The sequence below is a fragment of the Janthinobacterium sp. DSP2-3-3 genome (assembly GCF_049897325.1).
Taxonomy (GTDB): Bacteria; Pseudomonadota; Gammaproteobacteria; order Burkholderiales; family Burkholderiaceae_D; genus Janthinobacterium.
Map to the genome: position 1 here is coordinate 357,688 of NZ_JAFCWA010000003.1, position 17,066 is coordinate 374,753.

A 17,066-nucleotide genomic window follows, 5' to 3' on the forward strand; every position below is an offset into this window, starting at 1 on the left:
AAACCCTTTTGACTGGCCCGGTTGCCAGCCTTAAAATTCTTCCCAGTCCTGCTCGCCAGCCACCTGTGCCTGGGGCTTGCGTGCAGGAGCCGCGCGCCTGGCCGCGATTGTCGGCTGCCTGGCCGCTGTGGCGCTCCTGGCCGCTGGTTTGGCCAGTTGGGTGGCCACCGGCCGCGCCGTGCGTACCGGCGCCGCCGTGGCCATGTGGTCGAGCTGGAAGCCGGCTGCCACTTGCGCCAGGCGCGCGGCCTGGTCCTGCATGCTTTCGGCGGCTGCCGCCGCTTCTTCCACCAGGGCCGCATTTTGCTGCGTCACCTGGTCCATCTGCGCGATGGCCTGGTTGACTTGGTCGATGCCCAAGCTTTGCTCGGCGCTGGCGGCAGTGATCTCGGCCATGATGTCGGTGACGCGGCGCACGCTGTCGACCACTTCGCTCATGGTGCTGCCAGCCCGCTGCACCAGCCGCGTGCCGTTGTTGACTTGCTCCACCGAGTCGCCGATCAGGGTCTTGATTTCGCGCGCCGCCGCCGCCGAGCGTTGTGCCAGGCTGCGTACTTCCGTGGCGACGACGGCAAAGCCGCGCCCCTGTTCGCCGGCGCGCGCCGCTTCGACGGCCGCGTTCAATGCCAGGATATTCGTCTGGAAGGCGATGCCGTCGATGACGCCGATGATGTCGACGATTTTCGTCGACGCCGTGTCGATGGCACCCATGGTGTCGACCACCTGGCTGACGATGCTGCCGCCCCGTTCGGCCACACCCGAAGCGGCGACCGCCATCTGGTTGGCCTGGCGCGCATTGTCCGCATTCTGCTTCACGGTGCTGGTCAATTCTTCCATCGACGATGCCGTCTCTTCCAGTGAACTCGCTTGCTGCTCCGTGCGCGCCGACAAATCCTGGTTGCCGGCGGCGATTTCACCCGATGCCGTGGCGATGGCGTTGGTGCCCGTCTGCACTTCCGACACCACCTTGCGCAGTGCCTCGTTCATGCCGTGCAGCGCGCGCATCAAGTCGCCGATTTCATCGCTGGCCGCCGTGCCGAAATGCGTGCGCAAGTCGCCCGCAGCGACCGTCTCGGCCACCTTCACGGCCGCCTGCAGGGGCGCGGTGATCGAGCGCGTGATCAGCCAGGCGCAGATGCTGCCCAGCGCCACCACTAGCGCGCACAGGGTCAGCAGCAGGGTGAAGCTGCGCCCGTTGGCCGCTTCGATCGCTTGCGCCGTGGCGTCGATGGCTTTGCGCTGCTGCGCCAGCAGGGCCTTGACGTTGTTCTGGTAATTGGTGGCGGCCGGCGCGAAGCTGTCGCGGTAGGTACTTTCCGCCTGCGCCGCATTGCCGGCCTTGCGCGCATTCATCACCAGGGTCTTGGCATCCTGGTATTTGACGCGCTCGGCGATGGAGGCCTTGAAAATGCTTTTTTCCTCGTCGCTGTCGAGCAGCGCTTCGATTTTCTTCAGCAGTTCGCTGCCTTGCTTGGTGCTGTCGGCGATGGTGTCGGCAAACACGCTCGACAGGGTTTCATCCGTGCTTTTGGCGATCATCGAGGTGCGCGCGATGGCCGAGTAAATCAGCACATACCAGTCCGATACCAGGCGTTCCTTGGCCAGCGGTTTTTCCATCATTTGCCGGGTCGCTTCGGCATTTACGCGGGCGCTGTACAGCGCATACGAGGTGGAGATCACGGACAGCAGCAGCACCAGCGCGAAGCCTGCAGCCAGGCGCGTGCCGATACGAAGGTGGGAGAGGGCATGCATGGTCGAACTCCTGTCGCAAAGGGATTAAGGTTGCCTGTGCGACATAGTATGCACTGAGAAGTGACCAAGAGGTAAGTGAAAAAACTGCCTGTCTTGCTGACTGTTGCAGCCACGCCCGTGCCACAGATCGCCCGCCCGGCGCATGGTGATGGCGGACGAAGCAAGCAACATGCGTGGGTGGCGGGTGGCGGTGGTTTATTGTAGCGCCATTGCTCCCGGCCGCGATGCAATGCAAAAAGCGGCGCCGTGCACTGCACGGACGCCGCTTTTTTGCGGGGAGAGTCAGCGATTAACGCAGCGCCGCGATCATCTGTTTCAGCTTGCCGGAATCGACGCAGAAGGCGCGGATGCCTTCTGCCAGTTTTTCCGTCGCCATCGCGTCTTCATTCATCATGAAGCGGAAGGCTTCTTCGTTGAGCGACATGTGCACAATGTTGGTCGATGGCGCCGCTTCGGCGCTCAGCTTGCGCTCCACCGGCGCCTCGCTGTCGGCCAGCTTTTGTAGCAGGTCGGGACTGATGGTGAGCAGGTCGCAGCCGGCCAGTTCGAGGATTTGCGAGGTGTTGCGGAAGCTGGCGCCCATCACCTCGGTCTTGTAGCCGAACTTGCGGTAGTAATTGTAGATGCGCCGGACCGATTGCACGCCCGGGTCTTCCGCGCCCATGTAATCGATGCCCGTCGATTTCTTGTACCAGTCGTAGATGCGGCCGACGAACGGAGAAATCAGCTGCGCGCCCGCTTCGGCGCAGGCGATGGCCTGCGCCAGCGAGAACAGCAGGGTCATGTTGCAGCGGATGCCTTCCTTTTCCAGGATGGCGGCGGCGCGGATGCCTTCCCAGGTGGAGGCGATCTTGATCAGCACGCGCTCGCGGGCAATGCCCGCGTTCGAATACAGGGCGATCAAGTCGCGGCCCTTGGCCACCGTGCCTTGCGTGTCGAACGACAGGCGCGCATCGACCTCGGTGGAAACGCGGCCGGGGATGGTTTGCAGGATTTCCACGCCAAACGCGATCAGCAGGCGGTCGATGATTTCGGCGGTGGAGGCGTTCGGATGGTCGCGCACGGCCTTTTCCAGCAGCGGCTTGTATTCATCCTTCTGCACGGCCTTCAGGATCAGCGAAGGATTCGTCGTCGCGTCGCGCGGCGTGTAGGCCTGAATCGATTGGAAGTCGCCAGTGTCGGCCACCACGGTAGTAAATTGCTTCAGTTGTTCGAGTTGGTTCATGGCTGCACAGGAAAGAGTGAAAGGGCTTGCCGGAGTATTGTACCGAATCCATTGCACGAAGCACCGACTATTGTCTTCCCCGCGCACTACTTGCTCAATTGAATCTTGCTTTTTTAAGAACTCGCGCATAATTGCCTGGACTTGTTTATTTTGCACATTGTTTTTATAAGCAATGTGCGATGCCACACTCCAGATGAAGAGCATCTTTTGACACAAGATATCGTTAGCGCAGTGGCCGCCTTCAATGGCGCGACACGCCTGTATGCATTGTCCATCGGCGCCGATGGCCAGGACAGCGGCTTGCTGGTCGAGGCCTTTGCGGCCGACGAGGCACTGCAAACCATCGGCGCGCGCGAGATTATCGCCCTGTCCACCAGCGCCCATGTTGCGCTGGCATCCCTGCTGGGCCAGCCTGCCAGCCTGCATATCAGCCTGGCAGACGGCACGCGCACCCAGTTTTCCGGCTACATCAGCGCCGCAGCCATGCTCGGCAGCAATGGCGGACTGGCGCGCTACCGGCTGCGCATCACGCCGTGGCTGTGGCTGCTGACGCAAGTGCGTAACAGCCGCGTCTGGCAAGACAAAACCGTGACAGCCATCGTCGACGCGGTATTGCAGGCGTATGCGCCGCACGCGCTGTGGCGCTGGAGCGACGAGGTCGCGTCGTGCATGCAGGAAGCGGGCGAACGCAGCTATTGCTGCCAGTACCGCGAATCGGATTTCGATTTCGTGCGCCGCCTACTGACCGAAGAAGGGCTGGCCTGGCGGTTTGACGATCAGACGCTGATTGTCTTTGCCGACAGCAGCCAGGCTTGTGCCACGCCCGAGGACGCCAGCAGCGTGCAAGGCAGCGGCATCCGCTTTCATGGCGCGCGCGTCGGCGAGCTGGGCGACAGCGTGCAAGCCTTGAGCGCGCGGCGCAGCCTGCACGTCGGGCTGAGTAGCGTGCTCAGTTACGATTACAAGGCCAAGAAGGCGGTCGCAGCCAGCGTGCCGACGAATATGGTTCTCGGCGGCAAGAACGCGCCGCTGCTGGAAAGCTACGATACGCCGGGCCAGTACTGGTATGCCAATGGCGCCCAGGCGCAGCGCTACGCGCGGTTGCAGATGCAGGCCCATGAAGCGCGCGCCCAGCAGTGGCAGGCGCGTTCGACCGTGCGCACCTTGCGCGCGGGCACGCGCTTTACCCTGACGCAGGGACCGTTGCAGCCAGCCGATGGTGCCGCACCCGAGTATATCGTGCTGCGCGTGGCCAGCATCGGCGTCAACAACCTGCCGGCGCCGGCCTTGGAGGGATTGGCGGAATTGTTCGGCCCGATAGCGGAATTGCTGGAAGAAAGCGTGGCAGAGTGGGGCGCAGGGTTTCCCGATTTCGCCGCCGCGCTTGCCCAGGCGCAAGCCAGCGGTTATGCCAACTGCATCGAGATGATCACCGCAAGCACGCCGTGGCGTCCGGTGCACGATGACAATGATGCGCGCCAGCACGCCACGCCGACCGCCCTGGGCAGCCAGAGCGCCATCGTCGTGGGCGCCGACGGCAATGACGTGGCCAGCGGCGCCGATGAAATCTATTGCGACAAGCTGGGCCGGGTGCGCATCCGCTTTCACTGGCAGCAAGAGACCGGCGCGACCTGCTGGGTACGCGTGGCGCAGCGTGCGGCCGGCGGCGGCATGGGCAGCCAGTTCCTGCCGCGTATCGGCCAGGAAGTGCTGGTGCAATTTCTGGAAAACGATATCGACCGGCCCGTCATCGTCGGCGCGCTGTACAACGGGCAGGGCGAGGGCGGCACCAAACCAACCCCGGGTGGCATTGTGCGTGATCAAAACGATGCCGGCGTGTTCCAGCCGGCGCATGACCACGCCATCGCGGGCCAGGGCAATGTGGCGGGCGGCAACAGTCCGCTGTGGCATGGCGCCGCAGGTGCCAGCGCGGCGCACCGCAATGGCGCAGCGCAATGGGGCATCCGCAGCAAGGAGTTCGGCAAGGCGGGCAGCGCGGCGGGCTATAACCAGTTGCTGTTCGACGACACCGACAGCCAGGGCCGGGTGCAACTGAAAAGCAGCCATGCGGCCAGCGAACTGAACCTGGGCCACCTGATCCATGGCGCCGACAATTATCGCGGCAGCCTGCGCGGCGCCGGTGCGGAGTTGCGCACCGATGCGTATGGCGCGGTGCGCGCCAAGGCGGGCTTGCTGGTGAGCAGCTATGTGCTCAGGCACGACGCCGCGCAACGCGATCCGGCCGGCGACAACGCCGGCGGCATGGCATTGTTGAAACAGGCGGTGCTGCTGGGCGAAACATTCAACACTGCCGCCAAGACGCATCAAACGGTGACGTACGCCAGCCACATCGGCGCCAGCGCGCCGGACGCCAGCGAGCTCGACGACAAGGCCGCGCCACTCAAGGCGATGCTGGCCAGCGTTTCCGGCATGCACGACCAGTTGCCGCAAACAAAGGATGCCATCATCGCGATTGCCGCCAGGGCCGGACTGGGCGTGATCGCGGGGCAAGACCTGCAACTGGCCAATGGCGAAACCGTCACCATGATGAGCGGCCAAGATACCCAGTTCAGCAGCGGCGGAAAACTGCGCGTGCATAGCGGCCAAGCCATCGGAGTGCTGGCCGGCGTGGTCAAGGCGGGCGAGAACAATATCGGCCTGCAACTGATCGCCGCCAAACAGGCCATCGACCTGCAGGCGCAGGCCGACGTGCTCAAGGTGCAGGCGCGCGAAGAGGTCAACGTCATCAGCGCCAACGCGCACATCGACTGGGCGGCGGCGAAAAGCATCCGCCTGTCGACGGCGGGCGGGGCGAATATCACCATTGAGGGCGGCAATATCACGATCCAGTGCCCGGGCAAGATCACGGTGCATGCCGGCAAGAAGAGTTTTATCGGGCCGACACGGCTGGCTTATCCGTTGCCGGCGCTGCCTGCCAGCGTCTGCAAAGCGTGTCTGCTGGCAGCGTTGCGTAGCGGTAGCCCATTTGTCGCGCCCACGGCAGCCTAGAAAGGAGCCCTGATGTACTTTGCCATCGATGTTCCCGACCCAGAAGTTCCAGTGCTGATTGCACAGCAACTGCAGGCCTTGCGCGCGGAGGCGGCGGTGGCGAACGGCGGCCAGCCCTTGCACTTGCTGGCGCTGCTGGACGGCGCCTGCGATGAGGAGTTTTTCACCCGCCGCTACCCGAGCCGCTTGCGGCGCCAGTCGCTGTATGCGCACACCTCGCTGCAAAATTTCAAGAGTGCCGCACCGCATTTAATGGCGGCGCCATTGACAAGCAGCGAGCAGGCCGAGTGGCTGCAGCGCCTGTTTTCGCTGTGCGCAGGCAAGCCCATGCTCAGCATCATCGCCAGCACGCTAAATATCGACCAGCTGGAGCAGCATCTGCGCCCCTATTTGATTGCCATTACGCCAGATACCGTCGAATGGCCCGTGCGCTGGGCCGATAGCCGCACATTGCCGGCCTTGCTGGCAGCCTTGACTGAAACGCAGTCTGCGCATTTGCTGAGCCCCATCTACCGCTGGTGGTCGCTGCGGCGCGATGGCTCCCTGATCAGTTGGCAGGGCGAGGCGCAGCCTAGGCCTGTCCCGGCGGAGTTTGACAAATTCCCCCTCAGCGACACCGCCTTTGCCGCCTTGGTGGATATCGCCGAGGCCGACGCCATCCTGGCCAATCTGCATGATGTGCAGCCGGACCTGTTTCATTCCGGCACCCCGGCCGAGTGTCACGCGCGCGTGGCGCGTCATTTGCTTGTGGCAAGCGCCAGCGGCATCGAGGCGGCGGGCCAGCGTCAGCATTTCAGCGCCCTGGCCTTGATGCTGGCCGATGACTTTACCTTGCATCCTGCGATGGCCAGCCTGTTGCGGCGCACGCGCCAGGGTGCGAATTACCTGTCCGAACTCGACACGCTGCCCGACGATTTCTGGCAGGCGCGCTCGGCTGCCTAGCCTTGTTCCTTCAACTGCTTACTTTTAATAAAGGGGAAATTATGAAATGGATTATTTATCTTGGTAGTGCCTTGTTTAGTGTCTTGCTGCTGAGCGGCTGCGCCCTCAAGGCCAGGCAGGTTAAGGAAGCAGGCCCAAGTCCTACCGCGACGGCGCAGGTGGGTATTGTCAATCATACGGGAAAATATATTTATTCCGCATCGGTTGATGGGGCCGGAGGGGGGAATATGGCCAGATGGGGGGCGGGACTTGCCAATATTTGCTGCGCATCCATTCCTCGAGTGTGGTATCCGGGAATGAAAGTCTTGGTGCGTTGGAATATGCCTGAAGGGCGTACCGACGTTATCAAAGAAAAAATGGTGGAAGTGGAAAAATATGATAGGCCGGGAGATATTTATATGCATTTTTTTGAGAATGACGAGGTGAGAGTGGTTGTGTCAAATGCCGGAGGGCCTAGCAAAATTCATCCTATTCTTCATTCCGGAAAACCTGCCAATATCCCTTGATATTATGATTAGCAAAACTCCCACCTCTGCGCCGTTTCCCGTCGATTTTTTTCTAAAACTATCGACGCGAGAGCAATCCAAAATTGCGAAGGAGACATGTGATAATAAAGATAACGCTCCATGTAATATTCCAGTGAGGGTTGGAATTTTCTTTGATGGAACCAATAATAACCTGGAGCGCGATAGGAATGGGGTTAGGACAGGCGTGCTCGATCCGAGAACGAAGAAGCCTACCCCTATAAATAATGTTGTGATAGACTCCAATGAAGCCAGTCATAGTAATGTGGCGCGTTTATTTTCGGCATATCCTGGTGATAAAACAAAAAATGGATATTTCTCATATTATATTCCTGGCGTGGGAACGCCATTTAAGGAGATAGGCGAATTAACTGAATCGGATGAGGGTAAAGCTTTTGCCAAAGGAGGGCAGGCGCGAATTATATGGGGGTTATTGCAAGTTTTAAATGCAATTCATCGAGTGATATATGGAAGTGACACGCCATTATATGAATCAGATAAGGCCGGTGAACTTTCCCGTACCTATGATAATGCCGTAGGCCACGAAAAGGTAGCGCATCCCTCAACCGGCAGGGAGCGCTTCATGACCCACTCGGAGTGGTTCGCTGAGCATATTGAAAAACTTAAAGCCGCGATGGCGGCACAACCCAAGCCGCATATTCCATCGCTGACCTTGTCGGTGTTCGGTTTTTCGCGTGGCGCTGCCGAGGCGGTGGCGTTTTGCCAGCTGTTTGCCGATTTGCTCACGCCACGCGAAGGTGAGGTGCAGGAGTTTGCCGGCATCCTCGCCAGCATCGATTTTCTTGGCGTCTTTGACACGGTGGCAACTGTGGGCAGCTCGGCGTCTGTCGCGAAAACCACGATTGCGCCTGGCGCGATGTTCGATGGCCATTGGGCCTGGGCTAATGAATTGCTCAAGCCACTGCCTCTTTGCGTCAAGGCTGGCTTGCATAGTATTGCCGCGCATGAACAGCGCATGAATTTTCCCGTCACGCGCCTGACGGGGAAAATCGAGGAAGTGTATTTTCCTGGCGTACACTCCGACGTGGGAGGCGGCTATGGTCCGGGCGAGCAAGGAAAGGGCCGCGGCGGACAAGCGGCCTTGCTGTCGCAAATCCCGCTGGCGCATATGTTCAAGGAGGCGCGCCTCAAGGGCGTACCCTTGATACCGTTCAGCGAACTGGAACTTCGCGATCAGGAGGATTTCCTGGTCAGTCAAGAGCTTGCCAAGGCATGGGAAGCGTATACCGCCGAGCTTGCCAAGCAAGGCGACTTGCTGAGCAAGCATATGCAACTGTATTACCGCTGGCGCGCCGTGCGCGTTAAGACCCTGGAAGCCACGACCAGCTTCAAGGCGGCCAGCGCGCAGGAGCGGGAGGATCTGGGTTCCTACAACCGCTTGCTGGCAGGCGATCTGGAAGCGCTGCGCGCGCGCAAAGCTTTCCTTCATGGCGATGAGGGGCAACCGTTCATCGCGCAGGATAGCAAGCGCATCAATCACTGGCAATTTTATCGGGCTCAAAATCATATATACCTGGATAAATGGGAAGCATGGGCGCTCGACATATTCGATCACCCCGAACCGCTGCCACCCGAAGTGATGCGTTTTTTTGACGACTATGTACACGATTCGCTGGCCGGCTTTTATATGGCGGGCGAAGTGACGGAATACGATAAGCGGGCCAAGATCGCCTCGTTCGCCAATAAACCGCCTAAAGACGGCTTTTATAAACGCGCGTATGAGCTCAACCGTAAAACGGAAGCCGCGCAACTGAAACAGAAGAATGGCGAAGCATTAACGCCGGAAGAGGAAGCACTGGTCAAGGAAGCGCAGTATGGCACCCCCTATCCGATCCGCACAGATGCCGACAGCGCCGACATGCGCAGCGGGGCGATTACCACGCAAACCTATACGCGGCGCGAGGGCGGTGGTTATATCCTGCGCCGTGGCTACTATCCGCAAAGCGGCTTCTTTAGGAAAAGCGTGCACGAGAAGGAACTGCAACGCATGCCGACGGCCGGCATCAGGGCGAAAGAAGCACCCGAAGAATTCGTGTGGAGCGAAAACTTGGTACAGGATATTGCGCAGGCCAAAGCCGATGAAGAGATTTACCTGGCGCAGCAGCGCTACGCAACGCGGATCGAGGCGCTCGCATAGAGCGTGATTTCAGTGCGGCTGGAGCCGAAAGGAAAATTTTGAAATGGATTATTTATCTTGCCACTGCCTTGCTGCTGAGCGGCTGTGCGTTCAAGGCCAGGCAGGTTGAGGAAGCCGGTCCAAGTGCTACTGCGGGAGCGCAGGTGGGTATAGTCAACCATACGGGGAAGTATATTTACTCCGCATCGGTGGATGGGGCCGGAGGCGCCAATATGGCTAGGTGGGGAGCGGGAGGGGCAGAAATTTGCTGTGCCTCTATCCCGAGAGTGTGGTACCCGGGAATGATGGTTCTGGTGCGGTGGGATATGCCAGAAGAACATACGCATATTGTCAAAGAAAAAATGGTGGAGGTGGAAAAATACGATGAAACAGGAAGTATCTATATCCGTTTTTTTCCAAACGACGAAGTTCGGGTTGTGGTTTCAATTTATCCCGGATATAGCACTGCTCATCCGATACGCCACTATGGGAAACCAAAGGATCCCAATTCTTAGACACGGATGGTGGGCTGATCTTTCGATGCAAAGGCTGCGCGTGTATCGGTTCTTCATGTGGGATCAAGGAAGAGACATCCTGGTCCGATGGAGACGTTTGGATAAGGAGCGGCACCAGCGAGGCTGGCGCCGATGCGGGATCAACCGATGAAGGAGTCGAACTGCATATCGAATTCCTGCAGCGCCTTCTGTGCATTCTGCATCTTCTTGCGGAATTCAGGTCCACGTTGCAGGGCCAGGCCCACGGCCAGCACGTCGATCACCACCAGGTAGGCCAGGCGGGCGGAAATCGGGGTGTAGGGGTCGGTGTTGAAGACCAGGTCGATCGGGATCAGTACGGTCGCCAAGTCGGCCAGCGGCGTGCCCGAGGGGGCCAGCACGACGACGTCGGCGCCGCCGCGGCGCGCCAGTTTCACGGAGCGCACGAGGGCGGGGCTGTTGCCGCGCTGCGAGATGGCCACCAGGCAGTCGCCGCCGCGCAGCAGGGCCGCGGCGATGCTATGGATGTTCGGATCGCTGTAGGCCACCGTCGGTACGCCCGAGCGGAAGAACTTGTGCTGCGCGTCGGCCGCCACGATGCCCGACGTCCCCTGGCCATAGAATTCGATCTTGCTGGCGCGCGACAGGATGTCGAGCGCGCGCTGGATCGCTTCCGGATTCAGGTTGTTGCGCAGGTCGAGCAGGGTATTGATCGAGCGGCTGCAGATTTTATTCACCAGGTCGGCCGCCAGGTCGTCCTGCGCCGGCTGTTCGTTCGCGCCCGGCATGGCCAGGGCCAGGCCTTGCGCCAGCTTCAGCTTGAATTCATGCCAGCCGTCGTAGCCCAGGGTGCGGCAAAAGCGCACCACGGTCGGTTCCGACACCTGCGCACTTTTCGCCAGCGCCGTGATGTTCTGGCTGACCGTCTGGTTCGGCTGGTCAAGCACGGCCAGCGCGACCTTCTTCTCCGACTTGGAGAGCGAATCGAGCTGGGTGCGGATGGAGTCAAGCAGCATCAGGATAATCTTCTGGGTAGGTGTTCAGGAGCGGGAAATGGGCGATTGGCCTGCCCAGGCATGGGCAGGCCCTTGCATTGCCGGTTAATCCTCGGGTAAGGCTTCTTCACGCCACTGCAAGCCATCGCGCCCGATCAGGGCGCTGGCCGCGGCCGGGCCCCAGGTGCCGGCCGTGTACGGAATCGGCGCGCTGTCGTTCTGTTCCCAGTTGTCGAGTATCGGTTCGACCCATTCCCAGGCCGCTTCCAGTTCGTCGCCGCGCATAAACAGGGTCAGCTGGCCGCGCAGGACGTCGAGCAGCAGGCGCTCGTAGGCATCCATGCGCGGCGTCTTGAACGATTCGCGGAAATCGAGTTCCAGTTCCGCCGGTTTCAAGCGCATGCCGTCGCCCGGGGTTTTTGCCATCAAATTCATGCGCAAGCCTTCGTCGGGCTGCAAACGGATCACTAGGCAGTTCGGCTGGAAGCTGGAGGTGGGCTGGTTGAAGATCGAGTGGGGAATTTGCTTGAAGCGCACGACGATCTCGGCCAGGCTGTCAGCCATGCGTTTGCCCGTGCGCAGGTAGAACGGCACGCCGGCCCAGCGCCAGGTATCAATTTCCGCCTTCAGCGCGACAAAGGTCTCGGTGTGCGAATGCTCGGGCGCGTCCGGCTCGTCGCGGTAGCTCGGCACGGTGACGCCGTCGACGTGGCCTGCGCGGTACTGGCCACGCACGATGTTTTGTGCCAGGGTGGTGGGCGTGAATTTTTTCAGCGAGCGCAGCACTTGTAGTTTCTCATCGCGCACGGCATCCGGTGCGATCGAGGTCGGCGGTTCCATGGCGACGATGCACAGCAGTTGCAGCAGATGGTTTTGCAGCATGTCGCGCAGCGCGCCCGAGGTGTCGTAGTAACCCATGCGGTTGCCCACGCCGAGTTTCTCGGCGATGGTGATCTGCACATCGGAAATCCATTCGCGGCGCCACAGCGGCTCGAACAGAATGTTGCCGAAACGCAGAGCCAGCAAATTCTGCACGGTTTCCTTGCCCAGGTAATGGTCGATACGGTAGATTTGCGATTCCTGGAAGACCTTGCCCACTTCTGCATTGATCTGCTTGGCGCTGGCCAGGTCGCGGCCCAGCGGTTTTTCCAGCACCACGCGCGAATTCGGCGTCACCAGGCCGTTGTCTTCCAGGTTGTCGCAGATCAGCGCGAACAGATGCGGCGGCGTCGCCAGATAGTACACGCGCGTCAGGTCGGCATCGCCGCGCAGCGCTTCGACCAGCGGCGCGTACGTGGCCGCATCGCTGGCGTTGAGCGACACATACACGATGCGCGCGCAGAATTTGCTCCAGGTGGCGGCATTCAGGGTACTGGCCTTGATGTGGGGGCGCGAGTTGGTCTCTACCATCTTCAGGAAGGCATCCTGGCCGCTGTCCTGGCGGCCCACACAGATGATGCGCGCCGTCGGCGGTAAATCGTTAGCGACGTCGCGCGCGTACATTGCAGGCAGCAACTTGCGCATTGCTAAATCGCCGCTGCCGCCAAACAGGACCAGGTCAAAATCGGTAAGTGCCATAAGTGAGTGTCGTCGCAAAAGTAAAAGAGCCGGAGCGGGGAGGAGGCCGACCGGAAGTGCCAGTCTGTCGTTACTATATTCGGTGGTGTAAATTTACTACGTAGAACAGGCAATTGCAAGAAATTTTACTACATTCCATTCCCTGGCGTCGCAGTTTTGCCCGGTATGCGCGCCTGCGACGCTGGCAAGACCATTATATGCCGTTCGCTGGCGCTGGTGCGCCGTCACGCTTCGCACAGGACTTTTCAAAGCAACCATGGTTGCCAAGGAAATTTTCGATTCTCTCCATCATCATTTGCGCTGTAGCAACAAGCAAATCAAGAAATACTGTCAGGATCGCCGTTGGCAGCGTAAAGTAGCTTTGAAGAAAGTAAAAAAACGTATAATTCAAGCTGAAATCAATAGTAACTATTGGTTGTACTACACTGCACCGCTAGCGCCGGCCATGCCCCGAACCCGCCATCCGACGTCCGTGCGACGTGCAGTCCGCACTGCCCGCAGCATCACGGGTAGGCAGACTTAACTTTACAAGACGGCTCAAGGGGACACAATGAATTCAATGCAGCAAGATGTCGATGAACGCACCAGCCTGACAGGCAATAACAAATTCGAACTGTTCCTGTTCAAGCTGGGCACCAGTGATCACTCGACCAGCCGCGAACTCTTCGGCATCAATGTGTTCAAAGTCCGTGAAATCATGGAAATGCCGCTCATCACGGCGGTAGCCGGTTCGCATCCGCACATGCTGGGCGTGGTCAATATTCGCGGCCAGATCGTACCCGTGATCGATTTGCCGATGGCCGTCGGCTGCAAGAGCAGCGGCTTGAAGATTTTGATGGTGACGGAATTCGCCCGTTCGACCCAGGCATTCGCCGTGGAAGAGGTCGATGAAATAGTGCGCCTGGAATGGAATCAGGTCCTGTCGGCCGAATCGAGCGTCGGTGGCGGCCTCGTCACAAGTATCGCGCGCCTCGATGGCGACACGGACAAGACGCGCCTGGCGCAAGTGCTGGACGTGGAGCAAATCCTGCGTAACGTGCTGCCGTCTGGCGATCCCGATGTGGACCAGAACAGCATCGGCCCGCAAGTGCGCTTGCCGGCCGGCGCCGTGATCCTTGCGGCCGACGATTCCTCGCTGGCCCGCTCGCTGATCGAAAAGGGCCTCGAAGCGATGGGCGTGCCCCTCATCATGACCAAGACGGGCAAGGAAGCGTGGGAGCGCCTGCAGGCGATCTCGGCCCAGGCGGCGACCGAAGGCAAGACGGCGAAAGACAAGGTCGCGCTGGTGCTGACCGACCTGGAAATGCCGGAAATGGATGGCTTCACTCTGACGCGCAACATCAAGAACGATGGCCGCTTCTCCAACATCCCCGTGGTGATCCACTCGTCGCTGACGGGCTCGACCAACGAAGACCATGTCAAGGGCGTGGGCGCCGATGGTTATGTGGCCAAGTTTGTGGCGGCGGAATTGGCTGAAACCATCCGCAAGGTATTGGCGCGGTAGGCCGGAATGGCGGTAGGTCGGATTAGCGGCGGTAAGCCGCGTAATCCGACCCACGCCGTTGGGCATAAAAAAGCGCCGCTACCCGCGAGGGTCTGGCGCTTTTTTCATGCTTGACAATAGTTATGCCTGATACAGGTTTTCCGGCTGGCCCGCCACGTCCACGCGCACCGACAGCACGTGGCCGCTCAAAGGGTAGTTGGCGATCTCGGCGTTTGATCGCTTGTGGCTGGCGCTGGTGATGTACAGGGTGCGCAGGTCCGGGCCGCCAAAGGTCAGCATGGTGGGGCAGCGCACGGGCACGGTAATTTCGCCCAGCAGGTGACCATCGGGGGCGAAGCGTACAATTTTGCCGCCTTCAAACATGGCCGACCAGTAATTGCCTTCGCTGTCGACGGCTGCGCCGTCCGGGCGTCCGCCGTAGTCTGCCGCTTTTTTATCGGTGGAGAAACGCTGGAATGGTTGCGGCTCGGAAATTGCACCCGTAGCCGCGTCGAAATCGTAGCGGTCGATGCGGTGCGTGGTGGTATCCGCATGGTACATGGTGCGCCCGTCCGGGCTGAAGCCCAGGCCGTTCGACACCGTCATGCCGCCGGACCAGACCTTGCGCACTTGTCCCTTTTCCAGCACGAACATTTCCGCCGCATCGGCGCTGCGCGGCTCGAAAATAGTGCCAACCCAGAAGCGTCCGCTTGGGTCGACCTTGCCATCGTTGAAGCGCGTGGTGGCCATGTCGAACGGCGCCGGGGCGATTTCCGCCAGGCTGCCCGTCTTCGTGTCGAGGTGGGCAAAGCCGCTGCGCAGGGCCACGATCAGACCGCCGCCGGCATTGATGGCCAGCGCCGACGGTTCCGTCGGCATGCTCCACTGCGCATGCTTGCCGCTGGCCGGGTGCAAACGGTGCACGGCGCAGCCATCGATATCGACCCAGTACAGGGCCGCTTCCTTGCCATGCCACAGCGGGCATTCGCCCACTTGCATGGCTTTGTCGCTGACTACTTTGATTTCGTAAATATTCATTTATCTCTTTTAATATGCGGCTTTTGCAGCCTTGGCCAGCGCAATCAAGCCATTGGTCGAACTGTCGTGGTGGTCGGGACGGGCTACACCCGTCAGTTCGGCCTGGATTTTCTTGGCCAGTACCTTGCCCAGTTCCACGCCCCACTGGTCGAAGCTGTTGACGTTCCACAGGACGCCCTGCACGAAGGTCTTGTGTTCGTACAGTGCGATCAGGGCGCCCAGGGTGGTCGGGGTCAGCTGGTCCATCAAGATGGTGTTGCTTGGGCGGTTGCCGGGGAAGGTCTTGTGCGGCACCAGCGCTTCGATCTCGTTCTCCGGCAAGCCTTGCGCCTGCAGGTCAAGGCGTACTTCCTCGCCCGTTTTGCCCGTCATGAAGGCTTCCGACTGGGCAAAGCAGTTGGCCAGCAGGGCGTCGTGGTGGCCGGGCAAATCGTGCGTGGCGCGCAGGGCGGCGATGAAATCGATGGGCGTGATGTCGGTGCCTTGGTGCAGCAACTGGAAATACGCGTGCTGCGCATTCGTGCCGCAATCGCCCCAGATGACGGGGCCGGTCGGTACGTCGACGGGCACGCCATCCTTGGTGACGCGCTTGCCGTTGCTTTCCATGTCCAGCTGTTGCAAATAGGCGGCAAAGCGGCTCAAGTCCTGGTGGTAGGGCGCGATGGAAACGGAGCCGCAATCGAGGAACTGGCGGTTCCAGAAGCCCACCATGGCCAGCACTACCGGCATGTTCTGTTCCAGTGGCGCCTGGCGGAAATGTTGGTCCATCGCATGCGCGCCGGCGAGGAAATCGCTGAAGTATTCAAAGCCCACGGACAGCGCCACTGCCAGGCCGATCGAGGACCAGACGGAATAGCGGCCACCGACCCAGTCCCAGAACGGGAACATGTTTTCCGGAGAAATGCCGAAGTCGACGATGGCTTGCGTGTTGGTCGAAACGGCCACAAAATGTTGGGCCAGATCCTTTTCTTCGCCTTCGAGCAGGAACCAGGCGCGCGCCGTGTTGGCGTTGAGCATGGTTTCAGCCGTGACGAAGGTTTTCGAGGCCACGATGAAAAGGGTGGTTTCCGGATCGACTTTGGACAGGGTCGCTTCCATGTCATGCCCGTCGACGTTGGAAACAAAGTGCATTTCCAGGCCTGGGTTGGCGTAGGAACGCAGTGCCAGGCAAGCCATTTTAGGGCCCAGGTCCGAGCCGCCGATGCCGATGTTGACGATGTCGCAAATCGGCTTGCCCGTGTAGCCGAGCCAGTTGCCATTGCGCACCTTGTCCGTAAACGCCTTCACGCGCTGCAGCACATCTTGCACGTCGGCATCGATATCCTGGCCATCGACCACCAGCTTGCTGCCGCGTGGCGCGCGCAGGGCGGTATGCAGAACGGCCCGATGTTCGGTAAGATTGATTTTCTCGCCTGTAAACATCGCTTCGCGCTGCGCTTCCACGTCGCGCTCGCGGGCCAGGTCCATCAGCAGGGCCATGGCGGTGGCGTCAACGCGGTTCTTCGAGTAATCGAGCAGCAGTCCTGCCGCATCGACTGTCATGCTGGAAAAACGCGCGGGGTCAAGAGCGAACAGCTGGCGCAGATGCACTTCGCGCAGGCTGGTGCTATGCGCTTGCAGGGACTGGAAACTGGCGGTGGCGGTGATGGCAGGAGTAGGTACTGGCTGGCGCATGGCGGTCGGCTTGGGTGCTTGTCTCGGTTGAAAGGAGCGCGGCGCGTTCATCGTGGCGAACGGGTGTGCCGGCGTTGGTAGGAGAATAATACATCAGAAAAACGTAATTTCACTACAGTTTGTGGCGTGAAGCCGATTTTGCCTTGCTTTTTTTAGCGAATGCACCAGTGACATAAGAGAGCGTTTGGCAGGTGCTGATACGCGATATTTCCGGG

The 17,066-nt window shown here is 60.3% G+C and carries 12 protein-coding genes; 6 read left to right on the forward strand and 6 right to left on the reverse strand.

Annotated elements, in window-relative coordinates:
• Positions 1–30: 30 nt before the first annotated feature.
• Both ACP7DE_RS08395 and tal read right to left on the reverse strand, forming a co-directional pair.
• A complete protein-coding gene (locus ACP7DE_RS08395) occupies positions 31–1,752 on the reverse strand; it encodes a methyl-accepting chemotaxis protein (protein WP_426071658.1) in 1,722 nt (573 codons plus the stop codon).
• A gap of 289 nt (positions 1,753–2,041) precedes the next feature.
• Positions 2,042–2,977 carry a transaldolase gene (gene tal / locus ACP7DE_RS08400; RefSeq protein ID WP_426071659.1) on the reverse strand — a complete coding sequence of 312 codons (936 nt, stop codon included), beginning with the start codon at positions 2,975–2,977 and terminating at the stop codon, positions 2,042–2,044.
• Positions 2,978–3,184: 207 nt separating this feature from the next.
• Here tal and ACP7DE_RS08405 point away from each other — a divergent pair, with 207 nt between their 5' ends.
• Genes ACP7DE_RS08405 through ACP7DE_RS08425 form a run of 5 tightly spaced genes read left to right on the forward strand, consistent with a single transcriptional unit; the run spans position 3,185 to position 10,104 of the window.
• The gene (locus tag ACP7DE_RS08405; RefSeq protein ID WP_426071660.1) at positions 3,185–5,986 is read left to right on the forward strand and encodes a type VI secretion system Vgr family protein; all 2,802 of its coding nucleotides are present in this window, start codon (positions 3,185–3,187) and stop codon (positions 5,984–5,986) included.
• A gap of 12 nt (positions 5,987–5,998) precedes the next feature.
• A complete protein-coding gene (locus tag ACP7DE_RS08410; RefSeq protein WP_426071661.1) occupies positions 5,999–6,928 on the forward strand; it encodes a DUF4123 domain-containing protein in 930 nt (309 codons plus the stop codon).
• Between the two features lie 41 nt (positions 6,929–6,969).
• On the forward strand, positions 6,970–7,434 hold the full coding sequence (locus tag ACP7DE_RS08415; protein ID WP_426071662.1) for a DUF3304 domain-containing protein: 465 nt from the start codon (positions 6,970–6,972) through the stop codon (positions 7,432–7,434).
• A gap of 4 nt (positions 7,435–7,438) precedes the next feature.
• Complete coding sequence (locus ACP7DE_RS08420; RefSeq protein WP_426071663.1) at positions 7,439–9,610, forward strand: phospholipase effector Tle1 domain-containing protein; 2,172 nt, start codon at positions 7,439–7,441, stop codon at positions 9,608–9,610.
• Between the two features lie 38 nt (positions 9,611–9,648).
• Positions 9,649–10,104, forward strand: a complete 456-nt coding sequence (locus ACP7DE_RS08425; RefSeq protein WP_426071664.1) for a DUF3304 domain-containing protein — start codon at positions 9,649–9,651, stop codon at positions 10,102–10,104.
• A 140-nt stretch (positions 10,105–10,244) separates the two neighbouring features.
• Here the strand turns inward: ACP7DE_RS08425 and ACP7DE_RS08430 are convergent, their stop codons facing one another.
• On the reverse strand, positions 10,245–11,099 hold the full coding sequence (locus ACP7DE_RS08430) for an SIS domain-containing protein (RefSeq protein WP_034750862.1): 855 nt from the start codon (positions 11,097–11,099) through the stop codon (positions 10,245–10,247).
• 84 nt (positions 11,100–11,183) lie between these two features.
• Positions 11,184–12,656: a glucose-6-phosphate dehydrogenase gene (zwf, locus tag ACP7DE_RS08435; RefSeq protein ID WP_426071665.1), complete on the reverse strand. Its 1,473-nt coding sequence runs from the start codon at positions 12,654–12,656 to the stop codon at positions 11,184–11,186.
• A 550-nt stretch (positions 12,657–13,206) separates the two neighbouring features.
• Between zwf and ACP7DE_RS08440 the strand changes: the two genes are divergently transcribed.
• Positions 13,207–14,160 (forward strand): chemotaxis protein, encoded by a 954-nt coding sequence (locus ACP7DE_RS08440; protein ID WP_426071666.1) that lies wholly within the window; start codon positions 13,207–13,209, stop codon positions 14,158–14,160.
• 120 nt (positions 14,161–14,280) lie between these two features.
• On the opposite strand, the gene ACP7DE_RS08445 is transcribed toward ACP7DE_RS08440, so the two are convergent.
• On the reverse strand, positions 14,281–15,177 hold the full coding sequence (locus ACP7DE_RS08445) for an SMP-30/gluconolactonase/LRE family protein (RefSeq protein ID WP_426071667.1): 897 nt from the start codon (positions 15,175–15,177) through the stop codon (positions 14,281–14,283).
• A gap of 9 nt (positions 15,178–15,186) precedes the next feature.
• A complete protein-coding gene (pgi, locus tag ACP7DE_RS08450) occupies positions 15,187–16,851 on the reverse strand; it encodes a glucose-6-phosphate isomerase (RefSeq protein WP_426071668.1) in 1,665 nt (554 codons plus the stop codon).
• Positions 16,852–17,066 lie beyond the last annotated feature (215 nt).

Excerpts from the sequence above, each read along its gene's own strand:
- ACP7DE_RS08395 (WP_426071658.1), bottom strand. The coding sequence starts at position 1,752 with ATGCATGCCCTCTCCCACCTTCGTATCGGCACGCGCCTGGCTGCAGGC.
- tal (WP_426071659.1), bottom strand. The coding sequence starts at position 2,977 with ATGAACCAACTCGAACAACTGAAGCAATTTACTACCGTGGTGGCCGAC.
- ACP7DE_RS08410 (WP_426071661.1), top strand. The coding sequence starts at position 5,999 with ATGTACTTTGCCATCGATGTTCCCGACCCAGAAGTTCCAGTGCTGATT.
- ACP7DE_RS08415 (WP_426071662.1), top strand. The coding sequence starts at position 6,970 with ATGAAATGGATTATTTATCTTGGTAGTGCCTTGTTTAGTGTCTTGCTG.
- ACP7DE_RS08420 (WP_426071663.1), top strand. The coding sequence starts at position 7,439 with ATGATTAGCAAAACTCCCACCTCTGCGCCGTTTCCCGTCGATTTTTTT.
- ACP7DE_RS08430 (WP_034750862.1), bottom strand. The coding sequence starts at position 11,099 with ATGCTGCTTGACTCCATCCGCACCCAGCTCGATTCGCTCTCCAAGTCG.
- zwf (WP_426071665.1), bottom strand. The coding sequence starts at position 12,656 with ATGGCACTTACCGATTTTGACCTGGTCCTGTTTGGCGGCAGCGGCGAT.
- ACP7DE_RS08440 (WP_426071666.1), top strand. The coding sequence starts at position 13,207 with ATGAATTCAATGCAGCAAGATGTCGATGAACGCACCAGCCTGACAGGC.
- ACP7DE_RS08445 (WP_426071667.1), bottom strand. The coding sequence starts at position 15,177 with ATGAATATTTACGAAATCAAAGTAGTCAGCGACAAAGCCATGCAAGTG.
- pgi (WP_426071668.1), bottom strand. The coding sequence starts at position 16,851 with ATGCGCCAGCCAGTACCTACTCCTGCCATCACCGCCACCGCCAGTTTC.